General features: G+C 73.8%; 13 protein-coding genes. 12 read left to right on the top strand and 1 reads right to left on the bottom strand.

The annotated features are described in order from the left end of the window. Positions 1 to 173: 173 nt before the first annotated feature. The 5 genes from ACFY9V_RS32090 to ACFY9V_RS32070 all read left to right on the top strand — a co-directional run bounded on the left by ACFY9V_RS32090 (position 174) and on the right by ACFY9V_RS32070 (position 6,829). The gene (locus ACFY9V_RS32090) at positions 174 to 1,352 is read left to right on the top strand and encodes a uroporphyrinogen-III synthase (protein WP_391163980.1); all 1,179 of its coding nucleotides are present in this window, start codon (positions 174 to 176) and stop codon (positions 1,350 to 1,352) included. Positions 1,353 to 1,416: 64 nt separating this feature from the next. After that, the gene (locus tag ACFY9V_RS32085; protein WP_391163979.1) at positions 1,417 to 2,034 is read left to right on the top strand and encodes an ABATE domain-containing protein; all 618 of its coding nucleotides are present in this window, start codon (positions 1,417 to 1,419) and stop codon (positions 2,032 to 2,034) included. A gap of 161 nt (positions 2,035 to 2,195) precedes the next feature. Then, entirely contained in the window at positions 2,196 to 4,460 is a 2,265-nt protein-coding gene (locus ACFY9V_RS32080; protein WP_391047162.1) for a UvrD-helicase domain-containing protein, read from the top strand. A gap of 419 nt (positions 4,461 to 4,879) precedes the next feature. Beyond that, positions 4,880 to 6,325 carry a malic enzyme-like NAD(P)-binding protein gene (locus ACFY9V_RS32075; RefSeq protein ID WP_391047160.1) on the top strand — a complete coding sequence of 482 codons (1,446 nt, stop codon included), beginning with the start codon at positions 4,880 to 4,882 and terminating at the stop codon, positions 6,323 to 6,325. 222 nt (positions 6,326 to 6,547) lie between these two features. Then, positions 6,548 to 6,829, top strand: coding sequence for an HU family DNA-binding protein (locus tag ACFY9V_RS32070; RefSeq protein WP_355342991.1), 282 nt, complete (start codon positions 6,548 to 6,550; stop codon positions 6,827 to 6,829). Positions 6,830 to 6,892: 63 nt separating this feature from the next. Here the strand turns inward: ACFY9V_RS32070 and murA are convergent, their stop codons facing one another. After that, the gene (gene murA, locus ACFY9V_RS32065; protein WP_355342994.1) at positions 6,893 to 8,242 is read right to left on the bottom strand and encodes a UDP-N-acetylglucosamine 1-carboxyvinyltransferase; all 1,350 of its coding nucleotides are present in this window, start codon (positions 8,240 to 8,242) and stop codon (positions 6,893 to 6,895) included. Positions 8,243 to 8,521: 279 nt separating this feature from the next. Between murA and ACFY9V_RS32060 the strand changes: the two genes are divergently transcribed. The 7 genes from ACFY9V_RS32060 (at position 8,522) to ACFY9V_RS32030 (ending at position 17,882) form a co-directional block, all read left to right on the top strand. Next, entirely contained in the window at positions 8,522 to 9,100 is a 579-nt protein-coding gene (locus tag ACFY9V_RS32060; RefSeq protein ID WP_188284071.1) for a YqgE/AlgH family protein, read from the top strand. 11 nt (positions 9,101 to 9,111) lie between these two features. Beyond that, on the top strand, positions 9,112 to 9,411 hold the full coding sequence (locus tag ACFY9V_RS32055) for a DUF3039 domain-containing protein (RefSeq protein ID WP_093716639.1): 300 nt from the start codon (positions 9,112 to 9,114) through the stop codon (positions 9,409 to 9,411). A 36-nt stretch (positions 9,412 to 9,447) separates the two neighbouring features. Further along, positions 9,448 to 10,719, top strand: a complete 1,272-nt coding sequence (locus ACFY9V_RS32050) for a hypothetical protein (protein WP_355343000.1) — start codon at positions 9,448 to 9,450, stop codon at positions 10,717 to 10,719. 313 nt (positions 10,720 to 11,032) lie between these two features. Beyond that, on the top strand, positions 11,033 to 12,664 hold the full coding sequence (locus ACFY9V_RS32045; RefSeq protein WP_391163978.1) for a family 20 glycosylhydrolase: 1,632 nt from the start codon (positions 11,033 to 11,035) through the stop codon (positions 12,662 to 12,664). A 267-nt stretch (positions 12,665 to 12,931) separates the two neighbouring features. Beyond that, positions 12,932 to 13,804, top strand: a complete 873-nt coding sequence (locus tag ACFY9V_RS32040; protein WP_355343006.1) for an FAD binding domain-containing protein — start codon at positions 12,932 to 12,934, stop codon at positions 13,802 to 13,804. Further along, the gene (locus ACFY9V_RS32035; protein WP_391163977.1) at positions 13,801 to 15,576 is read left to right on the top strand and encodes a 2Fe-2S iron-sulfur cluster-binding protein; all 1,776 of its coding nucleotides are present in this window, start codon (positions 13,801 to 13,803) and stop codon (positions 15,574 to 15,576) included. The genes ACFY9V_RS32040 and ACFY9V_RS32035 overlap by 4 nt, the downstream gene beginning before the upstream one ends. Beyond that, complete coding sequence (locus ACFY9V_RS32030) at positions 15,573 to 17,882, top strand: xanthine dehydrogenase family protein molybdopterin-binding subunit (RefSeq protein ID WP_355343012.1); 2,310 nt, start codon at positions 15,573 to 15,575, stop codon at positions 17,880 to 17,882. The genes ACFY9V_RS32035 and ACFY9V_RS32030 overlap by 4 nt, the downstream gene beginning before the upstream one ends. Positions 17,883 to 17,907: the final 25 nt, after the last annotated feature.

The following is a 17,907-nucleotide window of genomic DNA, read 5'->3' as shown; positions in this document are numbered from 1 at the left end:
GGGTGTGAGCGGCGGAGGCGTCCGTAACATCCGGGTCATCCCGGTGAATCGACCCCGTCACCCCGTCTTGGGACGATGCGGCTCCGGCGGGGTGGCCGGGAGGGCGGCGGCGGATCAGGGACGGTCCGCCCGCCGTCCGGCACGCGTAACTCCAGCAAAAGTGGGGCGGAGCCATGCAGGCGCAGGCGACCAGGAACAGCGATCCGGGCCGGGGCGGCGGGGTGCCGCCCCTGGCCGGGTTCACCGTCGGGGTGACGGCGGCCCGCAGAGCCGACGAGCTGGCCGCGCTGCTGGAGCGGCGCGGCGCGGTCGTGCTGCGGGCGCCCGTCCTGCGCATCGTGCCGCTGCCCGACGACACCGAACTGCTGGAGACCACCAGGCGACTCGTCGCCGACGCACCCGACATCGTGGTCGCCACCACCGCGATCGGCTTCCGCGGCTGGATCGAGGCCGCCGACGGCTGGGGCCTGGGCGAGGCGCTGCTGCGCAGGCTCGGTGCGGTCGAACTCCTCGCCCGCGGGCCCAAGGTGCGCGGCGCGGTGCGCGCGGCCGGGCTGCGCGAGGCGTGGTCACCGGCCTCGGAATCGATGGCCGAGGTCCTGGAACGCCTGCTGGAGCAGGGAGTCGAGGGCCGCACCGTCGCCGTCCAGTTGCACGGCGAGCCGCTGCCCGGCTTCGTCGAGTCGCTGCGGGCGGCCGGGGCGACCGTCGTGGCGGTGCCGGTCTACCGCTGGGTGCCGCCCGAAGACCTCGGGCCCGTCGACCGGTTGCTCGACGCCGTCCTGTCCCGGTCGGTCGACGCGCTGAGCTTCACCAGCGCCCCGGCCGCCGCCTCCTTCCTCGACCGGGCCCGGCAGCGCGGCCGTTGCGACGCACTCCTCGCGGCGCTCCGCCACGACGTCATGACCGCCTGCGTCGGCCCGGTCACCGCGCTGCCGCTCCAGGGCCACGACGTGCCCACCCGGCACCCCGAACGCTTCAGGCTCGGACCGCTGGTGCAGCTCATCGCCAGCGAACTTCCCGGCCGCGTAAGGCCGTTGCCCGTCGCCGGGCACCATGTCGAGATCCGCGGGCACGCCGTCGTCGTGGACGGGACGCTGCGGCCGGTGCCGCCCGCGGGCATGGCCCTGCTGCGGGCGCTGGCCCGCCGCCCCGGCTGGGTCGTCGCCCGCGGCGACCTGCTGCGCGCCCTGCCCGGCTCCGGCCGCGACGAACACGCCGTCGAGACCGCCATGGCCCGGCTCCGTACCGCACTCGGCGCCCCCCAGCTGATCCAGACCGTCGTCAAACGCGGCTACCGGCTCTCCCTCGACTCAGGCGAGCGCGGCCACAGCGGTCCGGACACGCCCTAGACCCCGCGACGGCCGCCGGGCACCCTGGGGGGAAGGTGACGGGCGGGCGGGAAGGCGGCTGACCATGAGTGGAACGAGCCCGCTACGGTTCGACACCGGCCGGCTGTGTCTCGATCTCGTCGCCACCCGCACCGGTCGTCCCGAGCGGGAGCGGCTCGGCACGCCCGACCGGCTGGCGGCGTGGCTGTACGGGACCGGCCTGGTGCCGCGCGCGCCCGGGGAGGCGGCGCGGCCGGACCTCGCCGTGGACGACGGCTGGCTGAGCGGATTCCGCGGCCTGCGCGCCGTCGTCTGCCGGGTCGTGACCGCCGAGGTCGCCGGTGAGCGGCCCGCCGCCGCCGACATCGCCGAGCTGAACGCGACGGCGCTGGCCGCCCCGCCCGCCCCGCGCGCGGTCACCGGCGAGGGCGGCGCCCTGATCCGTACGCTGGCCGCGCCCCCGGAGCCCGCGGGACTGCTCGCGGCCGTCGCCCGCGACGCCGTCGCGCTGCTGACCGACCCGCTGGCCCGTAAGCAACTGCGCCGCTGCGAGGGCGAGAACTGCTCGCTGGTCTACCTCGACACCTCCCGCGGCCGGCGCCGCCGCTGGTGCAGCAGCGAGATCTGCGGAAACCGCGAGCGCGTCGCCCGGCACCGCCGTCGCACCACCACGCGCGGGACTCTCACCTCGCCCCAGGGCTGACCCGCCGGGGTCCCCGGGCCGCCGGAAAACTGACCGCGCCTCAGACCCGACCGCACGGCGGAGTGTGCAGAAGCCCGCAGGTCGCGTACGGTTGCAGGCTGCCCCACGTGCCCCGTCACGTACGTGGGCGGCGCATGACGCAATGAAGAAGGGGGTCCTGCGTGGCCGCGCAGACCACAGCCCACCTGGGGGTCCGGGATCAGGAGATCGCCGTCGAGCAGGCGCATCTGGACCGGGTGTACCACCGCCTCGAAGAGAAGATCGACGAAGCCGAGTTCCTGATGAAGGACGCCGCCCAGCGCGGCCACGTCGGCACGCCGGGCGCGCTCGCCGAACGCGACGCGCAGGTCTTCCGCGCGGGGGTCCACCTCAACCGGCTGAACAGCGAGTTCGAGGACTTCCTCTTCGGCCGGATCGACCTGCTGCGGGGCAAGGACGGCAAGAAGGGCGCCGACGGCGCCTTCACCTCCGTCGAACCCGCCGACGACGCCGTCCGCGAGGACCGGACCGCCGACATCGCCGAGACCCTGCACATCGGCCGGATCGGCGTCCTGGACAGCGAGTACGCGCCGCTGGTCATCGACTGGCGGGCCCCGGCCGCCGCGCCCTTCTACCGCTCCACCCCGGTCGCGCCGGGGCGGGTGGTGCGCCGCCGGGTGATCCGCTCCAAGGGCCGCAAGGTGCTCGGCGTCGAGGACGACCTGCTGCGCCCCGAGCTGACCACCGGGCTGCCGGTCGTCGGCGACGGCGCCCTGATGGCGGCCCTCGGCCAGGCCCGCAGCCACACCATGCGGGACATCGTGGCGAGCATCCAGGCCGAGCAGGACATGGTGATCAGGGCGCCCGCCGCGTCCGTCACCGAGGTGACCGGCGGCCCCGGCACCGGCAAGACCGCGGTCGCCCTGCACCGGGCCGCGTACCTGCTCTACCAGGACCGGCGGCGGTACGCGGGCGGCATCCTGTGCGTCAGCCCGACCCCGCTGCTGGTGTCGTACACCGAGGGCGTGCTGCCGTCGCTCGGCGAGGAGGGCCAGGTCGCGATCCGCGCCGTCGGCTCGCTGGTCGACGGCGTCTCCGCCGATCTGTACGACGAGCCCGCGGTCGCCCGGATCAAGGGCTCGCTGCGGATGCAGAAGGTGCTGCGCAACGCGGCCCGCGGCGCGCTCGACCTGACGCCCGGCCGCCCGGCGACGCTGCGCGTGGTCGCCTTCGGCCGCCGCGTGGAGCTGTCCGAGCAGGAACTGGCGGGCATCCGCCACAACACCCTCGGCGGCACCGCGCCCGTCAATCTGCTGCGCCCGCGCGCCCGCCGCCTGCTGCTGGACGCGCTGTGGCGCAAGACCGGCCGCCGCTTCGACGATCCGGAGCTGGCCGCGGAGGAACGCCAGGGCTTCGACGAGGACATCAGCACCGAGCAGGACTTCACCGACTTCCTCGACGCCTGGTGGCCGGTGCTCCAGCCGCGCGCCGTGCTGGCCGCGCTCGCCGACGAGAAGCGGCTGGCCCGCTGGGCGCGCCGGGTGCTGTCCCCGCCGGAGGTCCGCCGGGTGGCGCGCTCGCTGCGCAGGACCGGCGCCACCGCGCACGACGTGGCGCTGCTGGACGAACTCGACACGCTGCTCGGCCCGGTGCCGCGCCCCAAGCGCCGCGAGGCGGACCCGCTGGACCAGCTCACCGGCCTGGACGAGGTCACGACCTTCGCCGACCGGCACGACGCGGGCCGCCGCAGCCGGGCCGAGCGGCTGGACGAGGAGCGCACCGAGTACGCGCACGTCATCGTGGACGAGGCGCAGGACCTGACGCCGATGCAGTGGCGGATGGTCGGGCGCCGCGGCCGTACGGCCACCTGGACGATCGTCGGCGACCCGGCGCAGAGTTCCTGGACGGACGTGGACGAGGCGGCGCGGGCGCGCGACGAGGCGCTCGGCACCCGGCCCCGGCGGCGCTTCACCCTCACCGTCAACTACCGCAACCCCGCCGAGATCGCGGAGGTCGCCGCCACCGTGCTGGCGCTCGCCATGCCCGGCATGCAGTCGCCGCGCGCGGTGCGCTCCACCGGTGTCCTGCCGCAGTACGCGGTCGCGGGCGACGACCTCGGCGCGGACGTACGCCGGTGCGCCGCGCGGCTGTTGGAGGAGGTCGACGGCACGGTCGGCGTCGTCGTCGCCATGAACCGCCGCGCCCAGGCCCGCGGTTGGCTCGAAGGGCTCGGCGAGCGCGTCGTGGCGCTCGGCAGCCTGGAGGCCAAGGGCCTGGAGTACGACGCCACGCTCGTGGTGTCCCCCGCCGAGATCGCGGAGGAGTCGCCCGCGGGGCTGAGGGTGCTGTACGTGGCCCTGACGCGGGCGACGCAACGCCTGATGGTCCTCGCGGCCGAGGGCGATCTGCCGGACGCCGAGGGAGTGCCGGACCTGCTGCGCCCCTGACCGGGCGCCGGGGTCCGACAACGGGTCCTGGCACGGGTCCGGGAACAGGTCCGACAACGGGGTCCTGGCACGGGTCCGAAAACGCCGTAGGCGCCCCCTCCGGAAGAGGGGGCGCCCACGTGACGTTCACGACACCGGCCCGCCATGCTCGCCTCGCGGCAAGTGGGCGCTCGAAGCGCCTAAGGTTGGGCCCGGGGGCTTGGATCGAGCCGGTGCCGTACTCAGGCTAACAAACGGCTACGGGAACCTCTTCCCGGCGGACGAAAATCTCTTCTTCGGTCCACCCGGTTGCGCCGCTCCCGCATCGCGGAAGTATTCTTCCAATCTTCACCCCACGCGGGTTTACGCGTACCCGTCGGTAGGTGCAACGATCGACGGGCAGCACCACCAGCAGCAGAGGAACCGGAAGAAGGTCCGTCATGGCAACGGCGCCAAGCGTCTCGTACTCGATCACGGTACGGCTGGAGGTCCCCGCCAGCGGGACCGCGGTCAGCCAGCTCACCACCGCGGTGGAGTCCTCGGGCGGTTCGGTCACCGGCCTGGACGTCACCGCGTCGGGCCACGACATGCTCCGCATCGACGTCACCGTCGCCGCCAGCTCCACCGCGCACGCCGACGAGATCGTCGGCAAGCTCCGCGGCATCGAGGGCGTCGCCGTGAGCAAGGTCTCCGACCGTACGTTCCTCATGCACCTCGGCGGCAAGATCGAGATGCAGTCCAAGCACCCGATCCGCAACCGTGACGACCTCTCCATGATCTACACCCCCGGCGTCGCCCGGGTCTGCATGGCCATCGCGGAGAACCCCGAGGACGCCCGCCGCCTGACCATCAAGCGCAACAGCGTGGCCGTCGTCACCGACGGCTCCGCCGTCCTCGGCCTCGGCAACATCGGCCCGAAGGCCGCGCTGCCGGTCATGGAGGGCAAAGCGGCCCTCTTCAAGCGCTTCGCCGGCATCGACGCCTGGCCGCTGTGCCTCGACACCCAGGACACCGACGAGATCGTGGCGATCGTCAAGGCCATCGCCCCCGGCTTCGCGGGCATCAACCTGGAGGACATCTCCGCGCCGCGCTGCTTCGAGATCGAGGCCCGGCTGCGCGAGGCGCTGGACATCCCGGTCTTCCACGACGACCAGCACGGCACCGCCATCGTGGTGCTCGCCGCGCTCACCAACGCGCTGCGCGTGGTCGGCAAGCAGATCGGCGACGTACGCGTCGTCATGTCCGGCGCGGGCGCGGCCGGTACGGCCATTCTCAAGCTGCTGCTGGCCGCCGGAGTGAAGCACGCGGTGGTCGCCGACATCCACGGCGTGGTGCACTGCGACCGCGACGACCTGGTGGAGGCGTCGCCGGACTCGCCGCTGCGCTGGATCGCCGACAACACCAACCCCGAGGGCGTCAGCGGCACCCTGAAGGAGGCCGTGACCGGCGCCGACGTCTTCATCGGCGTCTCCGCGCCCAACGTCCTGGACGGTACGGACGTGGCGCGGATGGCGGACGGCGCGATCGTCTTCGCGCTCGCCAACCCCGACCCCGAGGTGGACCCGGGCGTGGCCCGCGAGACCGCCGCCGTGGTCGCCACCGGGCGCAGCGACTTCCCCAACCAGATCAACAACGTCCTGGTCTTCCCCGGCGTCTTCCGCGGCCTGCTGGACGCCCAGTCCCGCACCGTGAACACCGAGATGATGCTGGCCGCCGCGCACGCCCTCGCGGACGTGGTGGGGGAGGGCGAGCTGAACGCCAACTACATCGTCCCCAGCGTCTTCAACGACAAGGTCGCGGGCGCGGTCGCCGACGCCGTACGCGACGCGGCCAAGGCGCAGGGACCGGCGGTGGCCGCCGCGGCGACCGCGCCGGGGGCGGTCTGACAATCCGTCCGACAAACGGATTCGATGCGTCGACCATGTGACGACAATCCGTCATCCCCGTGGTGTCCCCGTGCAATCGCATCGTTTTTTGTGCGACTCGCGCGGTCGGTGGATTGGCTTTCCCCCCATATATGGGGGCAGGATGCACACCTGGGCAGTGAGGCACACAGCAACAGCTTCGAGCTCGCGCCCCCATGGCAGAAAGAACACGGGAGTACAGATATGAACCGCAGTGAGCTGGTGGCCGCTCTGTCCGAGCGCGCCGAGGTGACCCGCAAGGACGCCGACGCCGTACTGGCCGCGTTCGCTGAGACCGTCGGTGAGATCGTGGCCAAGGGCGACGAGAAGGTCACCATCCCCGGCTTCCTGACCTTCGAGCGCACCCACCGTGCCGCTCGGACCGCGCGTAACCCGCAGACCGGTGAGCCGATCAACATCGCGGCCGGCTACAGCGTGAAGGTTTCGGCGGGCTCCAAGCTCAAGGAAGCCGCCAAGGGCAAGTAATCACATCGCCAAAGGGCGGCTTCTCCCGGGGGAGAAGCCGCCCTTTCGCATGGGGCGTACCGCTCAGGAAGCGACCGCGCCCGCGGGCTGGGGCAGCTCGATGTGGGCGCCCAGGCCCTCCAGCTTGGCGAGGAAGTTCTCGTAGCCCCGGTTGATCAGGTCGATGCCGTGCACGCGCGAGGTGCCCTGCGCGGCCAGCGCCGCGATCAGGTATGAGAAGCCGCCGCGCAGGTCGGGGATGACCAGGTCGGAGCCCTGGAGCTTGGTCGGGCCCGACACGACCGCGGAGTGCAGGAAATTGCGCTGCCCGAAGCGGCAGGCGGAACCGCCCAGGCACTCGCGGTAGAGCTGGATGTGCGCGCCCATCTGGTTGAGCGCGGAGGTGAAGCCGAGCCGGGACTCGTACACCGTCTCGTGCACGATGGACAGCCCCGACGCCTGGGTGAGCGCCACCACCAGCGGCTGCTGCCAGTCGGTCTGGAAACCGGGGTGCACGTCGGTCTCCAGCGCGATGGCGTTGAGCGGGCCGCCCGGGTGCCAGAAGCGGATGCCGTCGTCGTCCACCTCGAAGGCCCCGCCGACCCGGCGGAAGGTGTTGAGGAAGGTCATCATCGACCGCTGCTGGGCGCCGCGGACGTAGATGTTGCCCTCGGTGGCCAGCGCCGCGCTCGCCCAGGAGGCGGCTTCGAGGCGGTCGGGGAGCGCCCGGTGGTTGTAGCCGCCGAGCTTGTCGACGCCGGTGATCCGGATCGTCCGGTCGGTGTCCATCGAGATGATCGCGCCCATTTTCTGCAGGACGCAGATCAGGTCCTCGATCTCCGGCTCGACCGCCGCGTTGGACAGCTCCGTGACGCCCTCGGCCAGCACCGCGGTGAGCAGCACCTGCTCGGTCGAGCCGACCGACGGGTACGGCAGCCGGATCTTGCAGCCGCGCAGCCGCTGCGGCGCCTCCAGGTACTGGCCGTCGGCGCGCTTCTCGATCGTGGCGCCGAACTGCCGCAGCACGTCGAAGTGGAAGTCGATCGGCCGGCCGCCGATGTCGCAGCCGCCCAGGCCCGGGATGAAGGCGTGGCCGAGCCGGTGCAGCAGCGGGCCGCAGAACAGGATCGGGATCCGGGAGGAGCCCGCGTGGGCGTCGATGTCGGCCACGTTGGCGCTCTCGACGCGCGTCGGGTCGAGGACCAGCTCGCCCGGTTCCTCACCGCTCTGCACCGTCACGCCGTGGAGCTGGAGCAGCCCGCGTACGACGCGTACGTCACGGATGTCGGGGACATTGCGGAGTCTGCTCGGTCCGCTGCCGAGCAGGGCGGCGACCATGGCCTTGGGCACGAGGTTCTTCGCACCGCGGACACGGATCTCGCCCTCGAGGGGGGTTCCGCCATGAACAAGCAGTACATCGGCGATGTCGGTCATGGATCTCGCGATCTTCGGAACGGTTGGTACGGGGGAGGCCGGGCGCGGCCGGGGTGCTCGCCGCGCGGAGCGCAGGAAGAAATGGTAATGCGCCTACTGACCCGTCCCGGCTGCCGTGAACCTCGGCCAGTGTCATGACTTCGCTACAGCGCGGTGCGTGGCGGACCGCACACCGTCCGCTGCCGCGCGCGCCGTACCGCGTGTCGCGCCGTAGCGGCGGATGTCCGGGAGTGGCGGTTGCCGCTCCGCCCAGCGGGTTTGTGCGGGATCATGTGTCCCATGACCGAGGTGTCCTCGCTCACCGGAAGACTGCTCGTCGCCACGCCGGCGCTCGCCGACCCCAACTTCGACCGGGCGGTGGTGCTCCTCCTCGACCACGACGCGGAGGGGTCGCTCGGCGTCGTCCTGAACCGGCCCACGCCGGTCGGCGTCGGCGACGTCCTGCTGCCCTGGGCGCCGCTGGCGGGCGCGCCCCCGGTGGTCTTCCAGGGCGGCCCGGTCTCGCTGGACTCCGCGCTGGGCCTGGCCGTGGTGCCGGGCGACGTCCGCGAGGGCGAGGACGCGGACCCGCTGGGCTGGCGGCGGGTGCACGGCGCGATCGGCCTGGTCGACCTGGAGGCGCCGCCCGAACTGCTCGCCGCCGAGCTGGGCTCGCTGCGGATCTTCGCCGGATACTCCGGCTGGGGGCCCGGCCAGCTGGAGAAGGAACTGGTCGACGGCGCCTGGTACGTGATCGAGTCCGAGCCGGGCGACGTGTCCTCGCCCGATCCCGAACAACTGTGGCGCTCGGTGCTGCGCAGGCAGCGCAACGAGCTGGCCATGGTGGCCACGTATCCCGACGATCCGTCTCTCAACTAGTCTTGAGTCTTATGAGCACTCTTGAGCCCGAGCGCGGGGCGGGCACCGGCACTCTGGTCGAGCCGACCCCGCAGCTCTCCCATGGTGACGGCGACCACGAGCGCTACGCGCACTATGTCCAGAAGGACAAGATCATGGCGAGCGCGCTGGAAGGCACGCCCGTCGTCGCGCTCTGCGGCAAGGTCTGGGTCCCGGGACGCGATCCGAAGAAGTACCCGGTCTGCCCGATGTGCAAGGAGATCTACGAGGGCATGCCGCTGGGCGGCGGGGACAAGGACAAGTCCGGCAAGGGCAGCGGCGGCAAGAGCTGACGTCCGCGCTCCTCGCCGGCGGAAACAGGGGCGGACGTGGACAGCGGTCAGGGTGACGACGGCGCGTTCGGCGCGGCGGACGCGCCCGGCGACGACGACGCGAGCGACGGCGAGCGGGTGCACTCGCTCGTCGCGCAGAGCCGGTTCGCCGAGGCGCACGCCCTCGTCAGCGATGCCTTCGTGGAGCGCAACGGCAGCGCGGGCTACCTCCTGCGCGCCTGGATCCTCGCGCAGGAGAAGCGGCGCCCCGAGGCCCGCGAGTCGGTCGACTGGGCACTGGCGCTCGCCGGGCCCGCGGAGGCGGCCGACGTCTTCGTGCTGGCCGGGGTCGTGCTGCTCTCGCTGGACGAGCCGCACGCGGCGCTGACCGTCGCGCTGCGGGCCACCGGCGCCGACCCCGACGGCTGGGAGCCGTCGGTGCTGCTCTCCGACGTCTACCGGCGGCTCGGCCGGGTGCCCGACGCGGTGGCCGCCGCCCGCCGCGCGGTCGCGCTCGCCCCGCAGGAGGCCGAGGCGCAGGTCGCGCTGGCCCGTTCGCTGACCTCGGGGCGCGGGCTGCTCGGCCGGGTGCCCAAGCGGCACCGCGCCGAGCACCAGAGCGCGGTGGAGCGGGCGCTGATGCTCGGCGCCGACCCCAGCCAGCTCACCGCGCCGCGCGGCGGGGCACTGGCCGGGATCATCGCCGTGGCCCTGCTGGTGGGCGTGCAGCTCTTCCGGATCGCGACCGGTGACGTCTGGCAGATCATCGCCACCGCCGCCGGGGCCGCGGCGGCCCTGGTCCTGATCGTGGTCCTGCTGACGGTGGCCGGGCGCCGCTCCGGTACGCCGCTGCCCGCCCGGCTGCGGGGCATCCGTGCCACCGTCCGTACGGAGCTGGCCGCCGATCCCTGGCTGCGGCGGGTCCGGGAGATCAACGCCGTCGCCGTACTCCCGCTGGTGCCGCTGGTCACCACCGTGCTGCCCTGCGACAAGGAACGGCAGCGCGCGCCGTGGCCGCTGTGGGCGGTCTCCGCCGTGACCGCGGCCGGTCTGGCCGCCGTGGTCGTCGTCGGCCTCGCCGTCCGCTGGTGGTACGGCGGGCCCTTCGCCGAGCGCGCGTTCCTGCGGAGCTGGAACGGGCGTGTGCAGCTCGCGGCCGTGTTCGCGCTGCTGGGCGCCACCCTCGCCCTGGCCTCCGCCCCCGACGTGCCCCACTCCGCGTGGCAGGCCCTCACCATCGCCCACTTGGCGTGGCTGCTCCTCGGTGTGACCCTCACCGTGCTGCTGGCCGTGCGCGCCCAACGCGAGAGGGCGGCTGCCGCCTTCTAGCCTTTCCCGGGCCGGGTACGCGGTGCCCCGCTCCGGCAGCCCCCGCACTCCCGGCCGGTGGGGGCTGGCCGCGCAGTTCCTCCCCCCAGCTACCGCTGGGAGGTGCCCCCGGCGCCCCTTCGGGGCCCGTGCCCGTCGTCTTTGCCCGCGCCCGGGCGGGGCAAGTCTGCCGCGGGCGGGTGAGCCGAGCGCTTCAGGGGCGCGGGAACTGCGCGACCAGGCATGACGCTTCCGCGGTCGGAGAACGGTCCTCGGCCAGGCAGCTGCGGGATTGGTCTATGCCAATCGCGGATTACGGGTCAGGATGGCCCCCATGGACCTCATTCCGGCCCCGCGCCATCAGACCCCGTACGGCACCGACGACGCCTTCGTCCTCGGGCCCGAGACGACCCTCACCGCGACCCCCGGCGCCGAAGGCGCCGCGCGCTGGCTGCGCGGAGTGCTCGCGGCAGCGACGGGCCTGCCGCTGGCGCCGGTGGAGCCGTCCGGGAAGGACGTGATCCGGCTGGCGGTGGACGACGCGGTGGCCAGGGACCTGGGCCCCGAGGGCTACCGCATCATGGCCGCGCCCAACTCCGGCGTGCACGTCTTCGGCGGGAGCCCCGCCGGCGTCTTCTGGGGCGCGCAGACCCTGCGCCAGCTCCTGGGGGCCGACGCCTTCCGCCGGGCGCCCCTGGGGGAGCGCGAGTGGCGCGTGCCGACCTGCCAGATACAGGACGCCCCCCGCTTCGCCTGGCGCGGCTTCATGCTCGACGTGGCACGGCACTTCATGCCGAAGGACGTCGTGTTCAAGTACCTCGACCTGATGGCCGCCCACAAGCTGAACGTGCTGCACTTCCACCTCACCGACGACCAGGGCTGGCGGGTGGAGATCAAGCGCTACCCGAAGCTGACCGAGGTCGGCGCGTGGCGCGAGCGCACGAAGGTCGGGCTGCGCGAGTCGCCGCTGTGGGACGAGCGCCCGCACGGCGGTTACTACACCCAGGACGACATCCGCGAGATCGTCGCGTACGCCGCCGAGCGGCACATCACCGTCGTCCCCGAGGTCGACATCCCCGGCCACTCGCAGGCCGCCATCGCCGCGTACCCGGAGCTCGGCAACACCGACGTCGTCGACACCTCGGCCCTCTCCGTGCTGACCACGTGGGGCGTCAACCCCAATGTGCTCTCGCCCGCCGAGAGCACCCTGCGCTTCTACGAGAACGTCTTCGCCGAGCTACTGGAGCTGTTCCCCGGCGAGTTCTTCCACGTCGGCGGCGACGAGTGCCCCAAGGACCAGTGGCGCGCCTCGCGTTCGGCGCAGGAGCGGATGCAGGAGCTGGGCCTGGAGGACGAGGACGAACTGCAGAGCTGGATGATCGGCCACTTCGACCACTGGCTGACCGAGCGCGGCCGGCGGCTGATCGGCTGGGACGAGATCCTGGAGGGCGGCCTCGCCGAGGGCGCCGCCGTGTCGTCGTGGCAGGGATACGCCGGCGGCATCGCGGCGGCCAAGGCCGGGCACGACGTGGTCATGTGCCCCCAGACCCATGTCTACCTGGACTGGCGGCAGTCGGAGGACCCCGAGGAGCCGGTGCCGATCGCGCACGCCCGCGGCCTGGAGGACGTCTTCCGCTTCGAGCCGGTTCCGCCGCAGCTCACCGAGGAGGAGGCGGCGCACGTCATCGGCACCCAGGCCAACATCTGGACCGAAGTCATGGACTCCGTACGGGTGCTGGACTACATGGCCTTCCCGCGGCTCGCCGCCTTCGCCGAGGTCGCCTGGTCGGACCTGCCCGCCGCCGACGAGCGCGACTGGCCGGAATTCGAAGCCCGGATGCGGACCCACTACGCCCGACTGGACGCCCTGGGCGTGGAGTACAGGCCGCCGGGCGGCCCGCTGCCGTGGCAGCGCCGCCCCGGCGTCCTCGGCCGTCCCAAGGACGGTCCGCCCCCGATCGTGTGACTGATTCCGCAACTTCCGCACCCGGCGCGGGCGGAGCTGGCACGGTGGAGTGGCGTACCGTCGCAACACACCCGAAGGATGGCAATTCCGGCACAGCGGTTGATTCCGTCAGAGCCGTACGATCGCGCCCGTGACGGACGGATCGGTACTTCGTGGACCCTCGCGTTGACCACCGTGGAACATGTGCCAGAGTTGCCACGTCCAGGCTGTGAGCACGTACGGTACGGCTACCGCGCGACGGAGGAAGGCCGGGAAGGAGCAGGCTGCGTGAGCACGTATGCACGGCGGACGGCGGAGAACGTGACGCTGCCGTCCTCGCTCGACGAGGCGGTGGAGGCGCTCGCCGCCATGCCCAGCGCCGTGCCCGTCGCAGGCGGCACCGACCTGATGGCGGCGGTGAACTCCGGGCTGCTGCGCCCGGACGCGCTGGTCGGCCTCGGCCGGATCAGTGAGATCCGCGGCTGGCAGTACGCGGACGGCGCGGCGCTGCTCGGCGCCGGACTGACCCACGCGCGGATGGGGCGGCCGGACTTCGCCGCCCTCATCCCCGCGCTCGCCGCCGCCGCCCGCTCCGCGGGACCGCCGCAGATCCGCAACGCGGGCACCCTCGGCGGCAACATCGCGACCGCGGCCCCGACCGGCGACGCCCTCCCGGTGCTCGCCGCGCTGGAGGCCAGCGTCATCGTCGCCGGACCCGAGGGCGACCGCGAACTCCCGGTCAGCCACCTGCTCACCGGCATGGACCCGCTGCGCCCCGGCGAACTCCTCGCCTTCGTGAGGATTCCGCTGCTGCACGCGCCGCAGACCTTCCTCAAGGCCACCGGGCGCACCGGGCCGGGGCGCGCGGTGGCCTCCGTCGCGCTCGTGGTCGACCCCGCGCGCCGCCAGGTGCGCTGTTCGGTGGGCGCGGTCGCGCCGGTGCCGCTGCGGCCCCTGGAGGCCGAGCAGTGGGTCGCGGGCCTCATCGACTGGGACGGCGACCGCAATCTCGCCCCCGAGGCGTGCACGGCCTTCGGCGAGTACGTGGCCGCCGCGTGCATCCCGGACCAGGAAGGTGTCGAACTGCCGCCCGCCGCCGTCCAGCTACGCCGTACCGTGGCCGCACTGTCCCGTCGAGCGCTCGGGAGGGCACTGGCATGACCGACCAGCCGCAGCCGCAGCCGGGCGCACCCGGCACCGACGACAGGTCGGGCACGTCCGGCGGGTCCGGCACGTCGCCCGGCACGTCGGGGACCTGGCAGCCGGTTCCCGGCGGCGGGGACTACGACCCCGACCAGACCATGCACGTCTCCTTCGCGGCCCAACTGCCGCCGGAGCCGCGGCCGGGCGAGGACCCGCTCGGCGCGCACGGCCCGGCGGGACCGCCCGTCACCGGTGAGGGCGACCCGGTCACCCAGTGGTCGATCCCGGTCATAAAGGACGACGCGGACGGCGATTCGGGGGAGTTCTCCGTCGGCTCCTTCGCCTCGCCGTGGGACCAGGCGCCGTCGCCCGCGCCCACGCAGTCCTTCCCCGCCGGGATGTTCGGGCAGGGCGCGGCGGCCGCCGCGCAGGCCCAGGCGGCCGCTCAGGCCGCCGCCCAGGCGCAGGCCGGGCAGGGCGCACCGCAGGACCAGCTCACCGGGCAGTGGGACTTCAGCGGCGTCGGCACCGGCATCGACCCCGGCACGGGCCTGGGCACCGGCCTGGGCGCGGGAGTTGACGAGGGGCTGCCCTGGCCGCCCACCCAGGCCGCCTGGTCCGCCGCCGTCGACGACCCGGAGGGCCCGCCGCCCGGCGCGGGCCACCAGGCCACCGCCGACAGCGCGTTCACGCACACCGGCCACGACGCCGACTACGGCACCGGCCACGACCCGGCGGCCAGGACGCGCGCCCCCGGCGACCCCGAGAGCCCCGGCAGCGCGGGCGCGCTGCACGACCCCGAGGGCCTGTCGGACGGCCTCACCCCGCTCACCGGGATCGGCGCGCTCGACGGCGTCGACGGCCTGTCCGCGCTCGACGGTCTCAGCGGCCTCGACGCCCTGCCGGGCGGCCTGGACGGCCTGTCCGCGCTGCCCGCGCTCGACGGCGGCGAGGAACTGGTGGCGAACGGCCACGTACCGGACGGCCTCGCGCCGGACGGCCACGTACCGGACGGACTCGCGCCGGGCGAACTGCCCCCGGCCGGGCCGCTCCCCGACGCCGTGGACGGGCCCGCGCCCGCGCCCGACGGCCTCACGCCCGACGCCCTCGCCCCCGACCCCCTCGCCCCGGATTCCGGTACGGCGGAGGCGGACGGCGACCTCGCGGCCGACGAGGCCGAGCGGGAGCCGGAGCCGGAACCCGTCGAGGAGACCCACAGCGAACACCCCCTCGCCTCCTACGTCCTGCGCGTCAACGGCGCCGACCGCCCGGTGACCGACGCCTGGCTCGGCGAGTCACTGCTCTACGTGCTGCGCGAACGCCTCGGCCTCGCCGGCGCCAAGGACGGCTGCGAACAGGGCGAGTGCGGGGCCTGCTCCGTCCAGGTCGACGGCCGTCTGGTCGCCTCCTGCCTGGTGCCCGCGGCCACCGCGGCGGGCAGCGAGGTCCGTACCGTCGAGGGCCTGACCGTGGACGGCCGCCCCTCCGACGTCCAGCGCGCGCTCGCCGAATCCGGCGCCGTACAGTGCGGCTTCTGCATCCCCGGCATGGCGATGACGGTGCACGACCTGCTGGAGGGCAACCACAAACCCACCGACCTGGAGACCCGCCAGGCGCTGTGCGGCAACCTCTGCCGCTGCTCCGGCTACCGCGGCGTCCTCGACGCCGTCGACCAGGTCATCGCCGCCCGCGAGGCCGCCGCCGACGACCCCGACAACCCGGCGTCCGCGGCCTCCTCCACCGCCGCCCGCGTCCCGCACCAGGGCGGCCCCTCGGGAGGCGCCGTATGACCGGCATCATCGACGGACCGGGGCCCGTCGCGGAGACCCTGGCGGGCGCCGGGGCGGTACGGGGGATCGGCGCGTCGCTGCCCTCGGCCGACGCGCTCCAGAAGGCGCAGGGCACCTACCCGTACGCGGCGGATCTGTGGGCCGAGGGGCTGCTGTGGGCGGCCGTGCTGCGCTCGCCGTACCCGCACGCGCGGATCACCCGGATCGACACCAGCGAGGCCGTCGCGATGCCCGGCGTGCGGGCCGTCGTCACGCACGAGGACGTGCCGGGCGACGCGATGCACGGCCGCCGGGTCGCGGACCGCCCGGTCTTCGCCGAGGACCTGGTGCGGCACCACGGCGAGCCGATCGCCGCCGTCGCCGCCGACCACCCCGACACCGCCCGGCTGGCCGCCGCCGCGATCCTCGTCGAGTACGAGGTGCTGGAGCCGGTCACCGACCCCGAGAAGGCGTTCGCCGCCGAGCCACTGCACCCCGACGGCAATCTGATCCGGCACATCCCGCTGCGCTTCGGCGACCCCGACGCGATCGGCGACGTCATCGTGGAGGGCCTGTACCGGGTCGGCCGCCAGGACCCGGCCCCGATCGGCGCCGAGGCCGGACTCGCCGTCCCGCGCCCGGACGGCGGCGTCGAGCTGTACGTCGCCTCCACCGACCCGCACGCCGACCGCGACCTGGCCGCCGCCTGCTTCGGCCTCGAACCCGACCGCGTCAAGGTCGTCGTCACCGGCGTGCCCGGCGCGATGGGCGACCGCGAGGACTCCGGCGTCCAGCTCCCGCTCGGCCTGCTCGCGCTCAAGACCGGCTGCCCGGTCAAATTCGTGGCCACCCGCGAGGAGTCCTTCCTCGGCCACGCCCACCGCCACCCCACACTGCTGCGCTACCGCCACCACGCCGACGCCGAGGGCCGCCTGGTCAAGGTCGAGGCGCAGATCCTGCTCGACGCGGGCGCGTACGCCGACGCCTCCTCCGACGCGCTCGCCGCCGCCGTGGCCTTCGCGGCCGGTCCCTACGTCGTCCCGCACGTCTTCGTCGAGGGCTGGGCCGTACGCACCAACAACCCGCCGTCCGGCCACGTACGCGGCGAGGGCGCGCTCCAGGTCTGCGCCGCGTACGAGGGCCAGATGGACAAGCTCGCCGCGAAGGTCGGCCTGGACCCGGCCGAGATCCGGATGCGCAACGTCCTGGCCACCGGCGACCTGCTGCCCACCGGCCAGACCGTCACCTGCCCCGCGCCCGTCGGCGAGCTGCTGAAGGCCGTACGCGACGCCGAGCTGCCCCCGCTGCCCGACGGCGACGACGAGTCGCAGTGGCTGCTGCCCGGCGGCACCTCGGGCGCGGGCGAGCCGGGCGCGGTACGGCGCGGGGTCGGCTACGCGCTCGGCATGGTCCACGTGCTCGGCGCCGAGGGCGCCGACGAGGTGTCGACCGCGACCGTACGCGTCCACGACGGCCGCGCCACCGTCATCTGCGCCGCCGTCGAGACCGGCCAGGGATTCACCACGCTGGCCCGGCAGATCGTCCAGGAAGTCCTCGGCATCGACGACGTCCAGGTGCTGCCGTCCGACACCGACCAGCCGCCGTCGGGACCCTCCGCGCGCGGACGCCACACCTGGGTGTCCGGCGGCGCGGTCGAGCGCGCGGCCAAGATGGTCCGCACCCAGCTGCTCCAGCCGCTCGCCGCCAAATTCGGCATGTCCGTGGAGCTGCTGTCCATCGCCGACGGCAAGATCACCTCGTACGACGGTGTGCTGTCCACCACCGTCGCCGAGACCCTCGACGGCAAGGAGCTGTGGGCCACCGCGCAGTGCCGCCCGCACCCGACCGACCGGCTCGACGACACCGGCCAGGGCGACGCCTTCGTCGGCCTCACCTTCTGCGCGATTCGCGCCGTGGTCGACGTCGACATCGAACTGGGCGCCGTGCGCGTGGTCGAGATGGCCGTCGCCCAGGACGTCGGCCGCATCCTCAACCCCCGCCAGCTCGCCGCCCGCATCGAGGCCGGGATCACCCAGGGCGTCGGCCTCGCCCTGATGGAGGACCTCCGCGCGCCCCGAGGCATCGTCAAACGCCCCAGCCTCACCGGATACTCCCTGCCGACCGCCCTCGACGCCCCCACGGTCCGCATCATCCGGCTGGTCGAGGAGCGCGACGTCCTCGCCCCCTTCGGCGCCAAGGCCGTCTCCGCGGTCCCCGTCGTCACCGCCCCCGCCGCGGTGGCCGCCGCCGTCCGCGCCGCCACCGCCCGCCCCATCCCCCGCCTCCCCATCCGCCCCCAAGCCGCGGTGGTCAAACCCCAGAACTAGCGCCTGTCCGGCGGATCATGGGCGG

The organism is Streptomyces sp. NPDC008317, from assembly GCF_042955955.1.
Classification (GTDB): Bacteria; Actinomycetota; Actinomycetes; order Streptomycetales; family Streptomycetaceae; genus Actinacidiphila.
This window is presented reverse-complemented; position numbering and strand designations above follow the sequence as displayed.